The sequence below is a fragment of the Methanoculleus sp. genome (genome assembly GCF_036677455.1).
Lineage (GTDB): Archaea > Halobacteriota > Methanomicrobia > Methanomicrobiales > Methanoculleaceae > Methanoculleus.
In genome coordinates, this window is sequence record NZ_JAVBWL010000047.1 from 52,277 (window position 1) to 65,388 (window position 13,112).

Consider the following 13,112-nt stretch of genomic DNA (forward strand, 5'->3'; position numbering starts at 1 on the left):
GGAGATCTCCGTCTTCCTCTCCTTTTTCCGGCAACGTGGCCTCCGGGCGGGTTATCGGCGAATGCACCGGTGCAGTGATAGAGAGAGCCCGGAGTTGAGGCGTCCGGCGCGAAAAATGGTGTCAGGGTTGGTCCACGGAGGGACAGAGGAGGACGTGCAGGGAGGATATGCCGATGAAACGCATAGGCGGCCGCATCATGCGGTCATCACCTCCGGCTTTGGGACGTTCAGCCCGTACAGGCTCTGGCGGGCGTCGATGAAGTAATGGCGCTCTATAAGTATCTCTTCTTCTTTGAGCCTGTTCAGAGCGTATCTCACGGTGCGCGCCGGCAGCGAGGTCTCGCGGATCAGGTCTTTCTGGGTGAACTGACCGCCTGTTTCGAGAACCTTGTACACGAGTTTTGCCGACGGCGGGAGGTGCCCGATCTTTGCCAGTCTCTTCTCATTCACATTGCTTTCGTTGACAAAAACGATCCCTCATAGTGGAATCACCATACTCATGTTGTGATTCACAATTGTTAACTATTTCGATCGTTCCTGCGATGGCTTCGATGGTCCACCATAGAAGAATGATCGGGATTAGAGGCAATTGGAGCCTTATAACACTAAAATCGCTAAAAATTGCCGGTATCGGTGCGTGGATCGTCCGAGCGCCGTATGCTTCGAAGAGATGCCGGCGTCTGCAAAAAATTCTCGCCGCGCATTTGTGGTGCATGTTCCAGAAGCCCTGGATCTCCGGTCTCAAGGAGATCGGCGAACCTGCTCGTGTGTGGGTGCCGGGTGCATCGTTGCGGGCCGATCGAGCGCAAATTTTGCCGCCAATACAACTATTATCGTCGTTCTTCTTCAGATGAAATGAGAGAACCATGGCGTCAACCGGGGTCGCAATCGATATCGGTACAAGCGGGATCCGGGCGAGATCGCTCGACCTTGAGGCGAAAACGGCTCTTTCAGGCATCTCGACCGCCTGTCACCCGGTGCCCGGGGGAAACCTCTTCGACCATCTTCTGTATGCAACAAGGTTCGGTCTGGCTTCAGCTCACCGGATCGTGGTAAAAACCGTCAACGATCTGATCCGGAACCTCGACCTTCCCGGCGCTCCGGAGGTGATCGCGGTCTGCGGGAATCCGGTGCAGATCTCGTTTCTCACCGGCCGCGAGGTGCGGGATATTCGCTATGCTCCGGAGTCGATCAGAAAAGAGCCCGCCCTGCCGCACGGGGCGATGGTGCTGGACTCCCGGGAGATCGGCCTCGATGCATCCTGCGATCTGCTGGTGCCCCCGGCGATCAGGGCGGAGGTCGGGGCCGATGCCGTAGCGCTCATCCGGAGTGCGAGGATGGCAGGCGACGGCCCGGTGCTTGCTACGGACTTCGGGACCAACTCCGAGATGGCCCTGATCGCGGACGGCAGGGTCTTCGTCGGATCGGCGGCTGCGGGGCCTGCCCTCGAAGGGCAGCACATCCGGCACGGGATGCTTGCGGCTCCCGGAGCGATCGCCGACCTCGAGTACGACTGGGGCTGGAGAATACTGGTGCTCGACGACCGCATGGACCTCGCCCGGGGCGATACCGTCGACCTCAGAACCGGAGCGATCCTTGAGAAGGGGGCGGTGAAGGCCGCGGGGATCACCGGCGTAGGCGTCGTATCTCTGATATCCGCAGGGCTTGCCACCGGGGTCATGGAGCCGCCCCGGATCAGGGCTCCCGGGGGGGAAGTCTCGCTTCAGGACGGCATCGTCTTTACCGAAAGAGATCTCATAGAGGCGGGAAAGGCGATAGGCGCCATCAGGGCGGGCCAGATGGCGCTTGCAGCCCACGCGGGCATCTCGATTGAGGAGATCCGGACGTTTCATGCGGCGGGCACCGCAGGCTCCCACCTGGACCCCCTCAAAGCCAGGGATGCAGGCCTCATTCCCGGGGGAGTCGACCGGATCTTCCGGCACGGAAACACTTCGCTTGCTCTGGCATGCGATCTTGCCGCCGGAGAGGTGAGCCTCGATGCCCTGCAGTCGGTCGCCGATGCCGCCGATCATGTCGCGTTCTCGACGAGTCCGGCGTTTCAGGAGCACTTCGTCCGGGAGTACGCCTACTGGTGCGAGGGGGCGCCCCGAAAGCGGGAGAGTCTCTCCGGGACCCCCCGGGTGGAGCGGCTGCCCGACCGGTGGACCCCCAGCCGCACCGCCCGTATCAGTCCGCGATACCGCATCGCGGTGAGCGATGGAGAAGACCAGGCGCGGTATGCCCGCGCCTGCCCGAACCATGCAATCGTTACGAGAGACGATTGCCTTGAGATCGATCTTCGCCGCTGCCGCGGCGCATCGTGCCTCCAATGCGCCGAGCAGGGGCTTGTATTTGGAAAACAGATCTGAGGATTTATTTGGCCGGCAGTGCATCCAGCAGCTTCACGAGCGCCGTGGGGTCGCGGGCGTACCTGACGGTATCGCGCTGTGCTGCGAACCTCTCGTCGCAGGCGCCGCCCCCGACGATGAACGGGATGCTGATCCCGTCCTCCCGGATCCGGTCCGCGGTCGCCAGGAACGCACCTCGCGTGGAGGTCATCAGGGACGACCCGATCACGGCGACCGGCCGGTGCTCCCGGATGGCCGCGATCACCGCCGGCGTCTCGACCGAGGTCCCGAGGTCGATCACCCGGTACCCGTTCGCCGCGACGATTGCAGCGACGATATTCTTGCCGATATCGTGCAGGTCGCCCTCCGCGGTGTGGAGGATCACCACGCCCTTCCTCCCGAGGGAGTCCCTGGCCCCGCCGGATTCCTGCAGGCCTGCCTCCAGCGCACGTGCCGCGAGCAGAACCTCCGGGACAAAGGCCTGCCGGCGATTATAGAGGTCCGAGACCGCGTCCATGCCCTTGAGAAGGCCGCGAAGGGCGATATCGAGCGGGTCGACGCCCTCCCGCACCGCCTGCGCCGCCAGGTCTCCGGCCGCCGCCGCATCCCCCTTGAGCACGGCTTTCGCAAGCGACCGGTACGGCTCGCTCTCGGGCAGAGCCGGCCCTGCCGGCTCGTTCTCCGACAGCGGCCGGTCCCCGGTGCCGGGCGATCGGGCGTCACCGATGAGCCGGCCGACGGCCAGCCCGAGCGTAAAGGCCTTCATGGCTCCACCCCGGCTGCAAGCCCCCGCACGAACTCACGCAGGAGTTCTTCCGGCTCCTTCGGCACGCGGTAGTGCTCCGGCGCCCTCGAGAGCGCCCGGATGTTCTCGAGCGGCGTGAGGGGAGAGAGCGTACAGCCGGACGAGAGGACGTCGATCCCGTTCTGCATGGCAAAGACGGCGTCGGCGGTCACCGTATCGGGCGTACCCTGCAGCATCGTCGCCACCGGCGCAATATTCCCGATGAGCGAGATATCGTCGCCGAGCAGTTTCTTTGCGGTGAGTACGTCGACCTTCTCCTCAAACGAGTACGCGTCAAAGCCGGTTTCCCTGATGTACCCGAGCAGATCTTTTGTATTTCCGCAGATGTGCAACACCGAGGGTTTTTTCGCTGCTCCGGCTATCTTCCTGTGGTAGGGCAGGACAAACTCCCGGTACTGCTCGCCGCTCAGCAGGTCGCCCGATGAGGTCGGATCGGATATGCTGATCACGTCCGCTCCGTGATCTTCAAACGCCCCGATGAGCTCCCGGGTAACCTCGCTTGAACGCTCCACCGCCTGGTGGGCGTACTCGGGGTCGGTCTTTATCCAGGAGATGAACCTGCTGACGCCGAAGACGTGCCCCGCGATGGTGAAGCCGCCCGTGACCTTGGCATTGATGGGAATATCGTCCCCGATCCGTTCGGAGAGGATCTCGAGTGCACGGAGCACCGCCGGGATCCTCCCGGTCTCGAGCAGGCTCTCGGGGTGATCGAACGCATCGGGCGTATCGAACGCGGGTCTCTTCACCGACGGCGTCCGGTTCAGGGTCCCCCGGTCGATCTCGCAGCCGAGCGCCTCGGCTTCGAGAGAAAGGCAGAACGGCACGGTGACTGCGGGCAGCCCGGTGAGCTCCCACGGCATCGCCGCGAGTTTTGCCATCAGTTCCGCATCCCAGTGCGCCGCCGGCCACGACGCCCGCGCCTGCTCCATCATCGATACCGTCACCCCGACGACGGGAAGCCAGACCGGTATCCGGTCGACCCTGCCGCCGAGGATCCCTGCAATGATTCGTTTCTTCGTGTTCATGGTGACAGCAGCCTCTTGTAGTAGAAACTCGTGCCGTGAAGCACGGCGTTTGGGTTGTGGCAGGTGATGCGGTCCTTTGCTACGAGCGTGGTGACGGGAGCCTTTGAGTACTTCGTGAAGAGCGTGTCGTGCCCGACGCAGAGCCCCAGCAGAATGTTCAGATCGGTCTCTGCCTCTTCAAGGATCTTTGCCTGGGCTACCGGGTTGCAGATGGGCTCGAACGTCCCGGGCTTGGCCTTTTCGCTGTCGAGCAGCCCGAGTTCCTCCTTGGGCACGGAACCGCACTTGCAGCAGACGGAGACTACCTCGAACCCGTGTGCGGCGAGGATATCCCGGAGGATCCTGTCCTCGGCCATGAAGCCGATGCAGGCGGCGATCCCGAGTTTTTTGTAGCCCATCCCCCGGGCAAAGTCGATGGTATCCTCGACCCGCGTCCACTTCATGTAACTCCGGCCTTCGGTCCTGGCGGCGGCGAGCGCCATCTTCCTGACTTCGGGGTTTCTTCTGTACGCTCGCAGTGCCGAGTCGATCGCCGCCTTCTGCGTCCTGGTCGGGCAGAATGATGGGCCCGATTCCGGGTTTTCGCTCCAGCAGGCCTGTTGCCGGCAGTTGCTGCAGTCAATGGAATGCTCTGACATGATTCTTTCCTAATATCGGAACGAATGACTAAAAGCGATCGGAAGAGAGCAATTTTGACCTGATTTCGTACGTTTGGGGGAGGCCGGGGTAAATATTGCCGCAAATTTGCGTGAATGCTGCCGGACAGGGGTATCGCCCGGGCAGGACGGCGTATTGGGCTCCGGGAATACCTATGGGACAAACCCTCAGGCGCCTCCGGGATCATAAGCATACCGGATGAAAATGGATCTCCATACCAGAAATCCTCATCATCAGCCCCCACGAGGCCTCCTTGTTCGCAAATCTGATGAAACCCGTCGATCATCCTGAACGTAATTGTCTCCAGAGCAGGTTCTTGGGAGATGAAAAAAGGTGTCGGGAGTGAAGCCTCCCGCTGCACTCACTCGTTCATCGCCTTGTAGTCCTCCAGGAGCTGCCGATAGACCGGATCGTTCGGGTTCTCGGATGCCAGCTCGTCGAGCGCCTGTTTGTAGACCGAGGTATCGACGTGATCCTGTATGCGGACGCTGGTGTCGATATACTCGATGGATTTGAGCAGATCGTACGTCTGCACGACTCCGTTCAGGTTCGGGTCGGGCGAGATGGAGGAATACGGATTTTCCATCGCCGTTTTCAGGACGTCTCTGTCGATCGTCACGTACCGGAGGACATCATCGACCGCCCCGTCCGGGTTTGTCCTGGAGTAGCGGTATGCCTGGATGAGGGCCTTTTCCATCCGCACGTAGGCGTCCCTGTCCGTCTCCAGGCTCTCGGTGAGCGCTGCTATCCGGCAGCACGGGTGTTCCGGGTAGTACTCCGACGTGTACGCGATCACCGAGAGGCCCTGATTCTGCGCCATCTCCATGTAGGGCGTCCAGATAACTCCTGCATCCACTTTTCTCGCCTTCACTGCGTCAAGGACCGCCGAAGGGGACGCGAGCTCCTGGATGGTGATATCCTTCTCCAGATCCAGGCCGGCGTCCTGGAGTGCGCCCCGGAAGTGAATATCCCCCGACGACATCCTGACGGTTGCCACGGTCTTCCCCGCAAAGTCCTTGAGATCCCGGAGTTGATCCGCCTTCTCGGGCAGCGCGATAACTCCCGATCCTTCCGCCATCAGTCCTCCGATGACGGTCACCGGTGAGCCCTTGGAAGCGTAGACGAGGGGCGAGGGGCCGAAGCCGCCGACGTCGATCTTCTTTGCAATGATGGCGGTACTCCCTTCGGCACTGTTCTGGAACTGGAAGAGTTCCACATTCAGCCCCTGTTCATCGAAATATCCCTGCTCGTTTGCGATGAACAGGAGCGTATGCCCGGTTGAGGGGAGGTACCCGATCTTTAAGGTTTTCTCCGGCTGGGGTGAAGCCGCCGCTCCGGGGGGATCGACGACCGTCGTCGCCGGTGTGTCGGGCAAAACAAGTATGATCCCTCCGACCACAGCAATGACAACGATCACGACAGCGGCTATTATGATGCCGTTCTTCTGTTTCGTCATGAATCTTCTCCATATGGCTCATCGCGTGATTTCCTCCCGGATCGGGGAGGGCTCTCTCACCCGACTCCCGGAGGTAGATTCGTTATGTGCGTATCGGATCAGCGAATTGCCTGAATATAATCCGGGAAAATTGGATAAATACGTCCGGATTTAAGCAAAAATCGCCATAACTGCCCGATATTGGGATGAAGGCGGCAAAATCTGCACCGCCGCATCATTCGAGGATCGTCAACTCGAACCTGCCTTCCATGCAGGCGACGGCAAAATCAAGGAAATCCCTCATATTTTCGGACATCTCTGATGAGAGCGATGGCGAGACGTAGACGATGATATGCGGTCTCTCTGAGTCCTTCTTTAACTCCAGGTACAGGTCTCTGAAGATGACGAGGACCGTCCTGAAGTTCACCCGCCTGATGATCCGGATGTGGCCGGTACCTTCCGAATCGATCAGAACCCGGTAACTCGGGGTCTTTCTAAAAAATGGGTTTCCTGACTGCATATCCTGCTGCCTTATCTTCGGTTGATCCCCTGCTCTTGCAAAGCGTCTGCGATCGCTGTACTCACAATTGTGAATGCCGTCTGTCGGCATATAGGTATTCAGTCACTGCGTATTCTGCCAGCGGAGACTGTAAGCCTGGATGCGGTCGAAGAGATACATCACCGTGACCACCACAACCGTGATCAGAATCATGCCGGCGATCACCCGGTCATAGTTCGCGAACTGGTGGTGGTACTGGACATACCAGCCGAGGCCTGAGGTCGCTGCGATCATCTCGGCAACCGTGAGCGTAATAAACGACATGATCAGTGCGATCATTGCGCCTGAGAATATGGTCGGCATCGCAGCGGGAAGCAGGATGCGCCGTATCATCCGGGATTCCGGAAGATCGAGCGTCCGGGCGGAGTTGATCAGCCGGGGATCGATCGAGAAGACACCGTAGACCGAGCCGACCAGGATGGGCCAGAACGCCCCGATGAAGATCAGGAAGATCGACGATGCTGCAAACGTCGGGAGCAGCACGATTGCGTAGGGCAGGTAGACGGTGGGCGGAATGGGGGAGACGGCTTTTGCTATCGGGTACGCAGCACCGAACAGCCGTTTTCTCCACCCGATGTAGAGCCCGATCGGAATCGCCGTCACGAGCGCGATCGCGTAGCCGATGGAGAGGATCTCAAGGGAGCTGAAAACGCCGGCAAGCATCTGCTGCCAGTCGATCTCAAAGACCCGGAACACCTTTGCCGGCCCGGGAAAGGTGAAGGGATCGAGCAGAGCCAGTTTGCCGAGGAGAACCTCCCAGAGGAGCACGAACGTTGCGATTATGAGAAAGACATCCGCGGTGGACTGCGCCTTCTTCGGGTGAAGATAAAGCACCGCGCCGAAGAAGATGATGAGCAGAGCAATTACGGCGATAAAGGCGCTGTTGCTGCTGACAGCCTGCGAAGGGGCATCCGGGACGGCGATCGCGAGGACGATCGTCGCAAGAAGGATGAACCCTGCAATGCCCGCTTCATGCTTTACGGTGAACCTCATGCCAATCCCTTGAGTCCTTTTTCCTGCCGTTCTATCTCGTCGAGCATCTCGCAATACAGCACCGAGAGAAGGTGCGACTTCAGTGTGTTGTATTCAGCACTGCCCGCGAGGGTTTTGCGGCACCGCGGCCGTGGAAACGGAACCTCGATCACTTCCTTGATCCTGCCGGGCGAGGGAGTCATCACCGCGATCCGGTCGGAGAGCTGGAGTGCTTCGTCGACGTCGTGCGTGACAAAGAGCACGGTCTTGTGCTCTCCGCCCCCTGACCAGAGGTGGAGCAGGGTATCTTGCATGTAGATCCTGTTGAGGGAGTCAAGCGCCCCGAACGGTTCGTCCATGAGAAACACCTTCGGGTTCATGGAGAACATGCGGGCGATGGAGACTCGCTGCCGCATCCCGCCGGAGAGCGTGTTCGGGTAGGCATTTTTATACGCTCCAAGCCCGATGAGATCGAGATACGTCTCCGCCCGTTCTTCAATCTCCTGTTTCGTCTGTTTGCCGTTCGTATGTTCGATGGCGAAGCAGATGTTCTCAAAGGCGGTCATCCAGGGGAAGAGCGAGTAGTCCTGGAAGACGATCCCGCGGTCTGTACCCGGCCCGGTTACCGGTTCGTCGTCGATGAGGACCGTACCGTGTTCCGGTGTCTTCAGCCCCGCGACGATGTCGATGAGCGTGCTCTTGCCGCACCCTGAGGGGCCGAGCAGGGAGACAAACTCGCCGTCCCGTATCTTCAGGTTGACCGATTCGAGTGCGACGCGCCGCGTGCCGTTGACACCGTATATCATGGAGATGTTCTGCAAATCTATTATTGCCATAGAGGTCCTCTACCGGATTTCACTGTACCGGTCTCGATCGTGCCGGCCGTGCGGTACCGGGGCGATGAGACCCCGGTCGCCGAAGTACGGCTCGTTGGGTTCGCAATGATACTGAGGAAAGAGCGCACCGCCACGAAGGTAATTCAAGAAACCGCTCTTTCGATCGCGGCCGATCTGCCTCATCCGCAGATCCGCTCCGGAAAGGGTAGCCGGAAGGTTCGGCGAGACCGTGGATTTACCGATGCCCCCTTTCCCATGGATGGCTACCTTCCTTTCTTTTCCCACAGGATCACCACCAGCCATAGGGCAGAAAACCATTTATGCGCTGACGATTCAGCAAGTATTGGCGGGAAAATTCGGACTTTTTCCTGAATGCGGCAAATGTTGTAGAATTTCCTCTCACCGCTCAGGCCGCTCCAGCTCTTTCTGGTACATCACGACATCGAGGATCTTTCCCGCTATCTCTCCGACGTTCCGGAGATGGGCACATCGGGAATACCCCGCCGCTTCAAAAAGCCTGGTGCTCGCACGGTTCTCACCCGTGACCGTTCCCAGGATCACACGTATCCCCGCCCTCCTCGCGTGATCCTCAAGGGAAGAGAGAGCGATCTTCCCGATCCCTCTCCCGGTGTACTCCGGTTTCAGGTAGATCGAGATCTCTGCCGTCCTGTCATATGCCCGCACGTTTTTGTACCTGTGCATCCCGCAGTATCCCAGAACCTTTTCGTTGTTCTGGATTAGATACGCCCGATACACCGGATCGCCCGGCGGGAAGTCCTCGCTCAACTCCGCCGGGGTGATATCGCCGTCGTGAAACGTCGCGGTCGTGTGGAGGCTATAATCGTTGTAAATTTCTGCAATGACCGGGAGATCCCTTTCCTGGGCCAACTGAAATTTGATTGCCGTCTGTTTCACCGCCTTTGGGCCTGCATGATCCCGGCGTGCCGGTGCGATATATCCACCAAAACGTCGGGTGCAAAGCGCGCGACAATCCGTTCGTATCCCGCCGGGGAGTTACTCCGTAATCCCCCCGGCTCATATATGATGGTATCAGCGTCCGCGGAACCGGAGCGTCTCGCTCTCCTTGAGGAGGTGGACGTCAAGCCCCGGCATTGCCTCGCCGAGCCCACGGGATGCGCCGGCGACTGCCTCCGGGTCGTCGAACCGGGTGACCGCTTCCACGATTGCCTTTGCCGTCCGTTCCGGATCGGACGATTTGAAGATGCCTGAGCCCACAAAGACTCCGTCGGCGCCGAGCTGCATCATCATCGCCGCGTCCGCGGGGGTTGCAATCCCGCCGGCCGAGAAGTTCACCACCGGGAGCCTGCCGAGGCGTGCGGACTCGATGACGAGCTCCGCCGGCGCTTCTATCTCGCGTGCACGGTTGATCCGCTCCTGCTCGCTCATCCCCTGCAGGAGCCGGATCTCGCCCGTGATCGCACGCATGTGCCGGACAGCCTCGACGACGTTGCCGGTGCCGGCCTCGCCCTTGGTCCGGATCATCGCCGCACCCTCGTCGATCCGCCGGAGGGCTTCGCCGAGGTTTCGGGCGCCGCAGACGAACGGGACGGCAAACTGCTTCTTGTCGATGTGGTACTCCTCGTCGGCCGGCGTGAGAACCTCGCTCTCGTCGATCATGTCGACGCCGAGCGCTTCCAGGATCTGCGCCTCGACGAAGTGACCGATCCGTGCCTTGCCCATCACCGGGACCGAGACCGCATCGATGATCTCCACGATCTTCTCCGGGTCTGCCATCCGGGCCACGCCGCCGGTCGCCCGGATATCGGCCGGGACGCGTTCGAGTGCCATCACCGCAACGGCACCCGCCTCTTCTGCAATCCGTGCCTGCTCCGCATTCACGACGTCCATGATGACGCCGCCTTTCTGCATGGACGCAAACCCCCTCTTCAGGAGTTCGGTACCGAACCTGAGATCTTTTAGATCCATACTCTCTTCCTCTTCAGAATGTTGCTCAATTCAAAACCAGAATCACGGGAGCCTGTCTTTTATGAGCGTATTTTCTGTTCTCTGCATATGTGCATCCCGTGAGGAGTTAAAACTATTCACAATTGTGAACTTCTCCTCTCTCCTGTACCTGTTCGGAAGCGGTAACTGCCCGCATTCGCGCAGATAGCGGCAAATTCTGTCGATTTCTACGGGAATAAATACTTCCTGCGCATACTATTGTGTAGTTCACAATCGTGAACACGGAGAGAGAAATGAACCACTATCAGTCGAGCTGGTACGGAGCACCAGGTGGCGCAGTTCAGCGTCCGACCCGTCTGGCCGCTGCCATCACCGCCTCCAGCCGAGGCGGCGACAACGGTCGGGACAGGGGTGTACGCGCCTCGACGGAGTACTGTCGGGGATAACACCCCTTCGTCCTCATTTCCCTGCACCAGCACTCCTGCATCACAACCTCATCCTCATTCCATCCTTCACCGGACGGAGGGGCACGCCGTTCTGTTTTTTCGGCCTTCCCCCTTCGCCGGACGGATGTTTTTTCGCCTCCCGGCATCTGCCGCATGCCTGCAACCGATTGCACACGATAGAGAACCCGCTGCCCGGAGCGGCAGGTTCCGGCATCGCGATACCGAAGTACGTACGGCAATCGCGCAGGGACGAGCCGGAGAAATCAGCAAACGTGCCGGAGAGCGGAGATTCCGGACGAACCCGGCTGGCCGTTGTCGGCCGATACGATCGTATCGGGATCAGTCCGGGGAAAAACGGGGGGGTCGGGTTTACGGAACCATCCGGGCGAGGTCCGCCTCGACCGTGCTGTTCTTCGTGATCCCGAAGTTCTCCTGGAGAACGGCAAGCACGCCCGGCGAAACGAAGGCCGGAAGCTTCGGGCCGAGGGCGATATTCTTCACGCCGAGGTTGAGCAGGGCGAGGAGCACCAGCACCGCCTTCTGCTCGTACCAGGCGATGTTGTAGGAGATGGGAAGGTCGTTAAGCCCGACGCCGAACGCCCCGGCGAGCGCCTGTGCGATGACGACGAGGGAGTAGGAGTCGTTGCACTGGCCCGCGTCGATCACCCGCGGCAGCCCGCCCACCGTGCCGAGGTCGAGGGCGTTGTAGCGGAACTTCGCGCATCCGGCGGTGAGGATGACCGTGTCCTGCGGGAGGGCTTCTGCAAACTCGGTATAGTACGACCGTTCGCTCTGCCGCCCGTCGCAGCCCGCCATCACGATGAACCGCCGGATATCGCCCCGCTTTACCGCCTCGACGACGGTGCCGGCGATGGCGGTGACCGCAGCGTGCCCGCACCCGGTCACGAGGTCGCGCCCTGAGCCTTCCAGTCTCTCCGGGGGCGGACAGGTCTTCGCCTGCTCGATGACCGCGGAGAAGTCTTTGCCGCCGTCCTCCGCCGCCGGGATGTGGGCGACGCCCGGATATCCCGCAGGACCGGTGGTGTAGATCCTGCCCGCGTAGGTATCCTTCGGCGGGACGATGCAGTTCGTCGTCACCACGACGGGGCCGCCGAACCGCTCGAACTCCTCACGCTGGTGCCACCACGACGATCCGTAGTTCCCGGCGAGGTGCGGGTACTCTGAAAAGGCCGGGTAGGCGTGGGCGGGCAGCATCTCGCCGTGGGTGTAGACGTCGACGCCGCTCTCCGCCGACTGCTCGAGGAGCATCTTCAGGTCGGGCAGGTCGTGGCCGGTGATGAGGATCCCGGGGCGGCCCTTCGGCACGGTCGGCACGGAGGTGATCGCAGGGTTTCCGTACGTCTCCGTGTGCGCCTTGTCGAGGAGCGCGAGCACGCCGACCCCGACGCCGCCGCATTCGAGGACGAGCACCGTCATCCCGTCCGCGGTCTGCGGCAGTACCGTCGCTGCGAGGGCATTTTCCATGAATGCGGGGATCGCATCGTCCGTATACCCGAGCAGCACCGCGTGGTGGTAGTAGGCGGCAAGCCCCTTCACGCCGAAGACCAGCAGGTCGGTGAGCGACCGGAGGTCGTCTGCGGGGTCGGCGGGCTCCGCAATCTCCCGCGCCTTTGCTGCAATCGCGCCGTCGTCTTTCGGCGTCCAGGTGCATGCATCCGGCTCATCCCCGCCCGCCGGGGGGAGAGAATCACGGATGGCGAGAGCCCGGTCGATCATCTCCCTGAACCGGGCGGCGTCGAAGTTGACGTTGGTCAGCGTCGCAAAGAGCGCGTCGGTGATGAACGCCCGCGCTTCGTCGTTTCCGCCGGCCGCGCCGCTCCTGACCGCGATGCCTTTGCAGAGATAGATCAGAACGTCCTGCAGCCCCGCCGTCTCATGGTCCTTGCCGCAGACGCCTTTCGTCATACACCCGGTTCCCCGGGCCGTCTCTTCGCACTGGTAACAGAACATAGTCAAAACTCCATTTTGGGTGGTTTTCCCACATGGTATCTTTTGTATACTCGATTATAAATACGAAAGAGTTTCAGAAAAGATACCATGGAGGAAGAGTGCACGGTCAACATGACCGTCCGGTATCTGACA

Annotated in this window: 13 protein-coding genes; 1 reads left to right on the forward strand and 12 read right to left on the reverse strand. The window is 60.7% G+C overall.

Annotated elements, in window-relative coordinates; translation table 11 throughout:
• Positions 1–195 precede the first annotated feature (195 nt).
• The gene (locus V6K60_RS11235; RefSeq protein ID WP_332450611.1) at positions 196–450 is read right to left on the reverse strand and encodes a winged helix-turn-helix domain-containing protein; all 255 of its coding nucleotides are present in this window, start codon (positions 448–450) and stop codon (positions 196–198) included.
• A gap of 416 nt (positions 451–866) precedes the next feature.
• Here V6K60_RS11235 and V6K60_RS11240 point away from each other — a divergent pair, with 416 nt between their 5' ends.
• Entirely contained in the window at positions 867–2,369 is a 1,503-nt protein-coding gene (locus V6K60_RS11240) for an ASKHA domain-containing protein (RefSeq protein WP_332450612.1), read from the forward strand.
• A 4-nt stretch (positions 2,370–2,373) separates the two neighbouring features.
• Here the strand turns inward: V6K60_RS11240 and V6K60_RS11245 are convergent, their stop codons facing one another.
• The 11 genes from V6K60_RS11245 to hcp all read right to left on the reverse strand — a co-directional run bounded on the left by V6K60_RS11245 (position 2,374) and on the right by hcp (position 12,980).
• Complete coding sequence (locus V6K60_RS11245) at positions 2,374–3,114, reverse strand: cobalamin B12-binding domain-containing protein (RefSeq protein ID WP_332450613.1); 741 nt, start codon at positions 3,112–3,114, stop codon at positions 2,374–2,376.
• Positions 3,111–4,178: an MtaA/CmuA family methyltransferase gene (locus V6K60_RS11250; protein ID WP_332450614.1), complete on the reverse strand. Its 1,068-nt coding sequence runs from the start codon at positions 4,176–4,178 to the stop codon at positions 3,111–3,113. The genes V6K60_RS11245 and V6K60_RS11250 overlap by 4 nt, the downstream gene beginning before the upstream one ends.
• Positions 4,175–4,816: a DUF1847 domain-containing protein gene (locus V6K60_RS11255; protein ID WP_332450615.1), complete on the reverse strand. Its 642-nt coding sequence runs from the start codon at positions 4,814–4,816 to the stop codon at positions 4,175–4,177. The genes V6K60_RS11250 and V6K60_RS11255 overlap by 4 nt, the downstream gene beginning before the upstream one ends.
• A gap of 380 nt (positions 4,817–5,196) precedes the next feature.
• Complete coding sequence (locus V6K60_RS11260) at positions 5,197–6,291, reverse strand: ABC transporter substrate-binding protein (RefSeq protein WP_332450616.1); 1,095 nt, start codon at positions 6,289–6,291, stop codon at positions 5,197–5,199.
• Positions 6,292–6,505: 214 nt separating this feature from the next.
• Positions 6,506–6,790, reverse strand: a complete 285-nt coding sequence (locus tag V6K60_RS11265) for a hypothetical protein (RefSeq protein ID WP_292558973.1) — start codon at positions 6,788–6,790, stop codon at positions 6,506–6,508.
• A 102-nt stretch (positions 6,791–6,892) separates the two neighbouring features.
• Positions 6,893–7,822: an ABC transporter permease gene (locus V6K60_RS11270; RefSeq protein ID WP_332450617.1), complete on the reverse strand. Its 930-nt coding sequence runs from the start codon at positions 7,820–7,822 to the stop codon at positions 6,893–6,895.
• Positions 7,819–8,607: an ABC transporter ATP-binding protein gene (locus tag V6K60_RS11275; RefSeq protein ID WP_332450618.1), complete on the reverse strand. Its 789-nt coding sequence runs from the start codon at positions 8,605–8,607 to the stop codon at positions 7,819–7,821. The genes V6K60_RS11270 and V6K60_RS11275 overlap by 4 nt, the downstream gene beginning before the upstream one ends.
• A gap of 39 nt (positions 8,608–8,646) precedes the next feature.
• Positions 8,647–8,955 (reverse strand): hypothetical protein, encoded by a 309-nt coding sequence (locus V6K60_RS12855; RefSeq protein WP_442919573.1) that lies wholly within the window; start codon positions 8,953–8,955, stop codon positions 8,647–8,649.
• A gap of 81 nt (positions 8,956–9,036) precedes the next feature.
• Positions 9,037–9,525 (reverse strand): GNAT family N-acetyltransferase, encoded by a 489-nt coding sequence (locus tag V6K60_RS11280; RefSeq protein ID WP_332450619.1) that lies wholly within the window; start codon positions 9,523–9,525, stop codon positions 9,037–9,039.
• Between the two features lie 162 nt (positions 9,526–9,687).
• Positions 9,688–10,584 carry a pyridoxal 5'-phosphate synthase lyase subunit PdxS gene (gene pdxS / locus V6K60_RS11285; protein WP_332450620.1) on the reverse strand — a complete coding sequence of 299 codons (897 nt, stop codon included), beginning with the start codon at positions 10,582–10,584 and terminating at the stop codon, positions 9,688–9,690.
• 794 nt (positions 10,585–11,378) lie between these two features.
• On the reverse strand, positions 11,379–12,980 hold the full coding sequence (hcp, locus tag V6K60_RS11290; RefSeq protein WP_332450621.1) for a hydroxylamine reductase: 1,602 nt from the start codon (positions 12,978–12,980) through the stop codon (positions 11,379–11,381).
• Between the last annotated feature and the right edge of the window lie 132 nt (positions 12,981–13,112).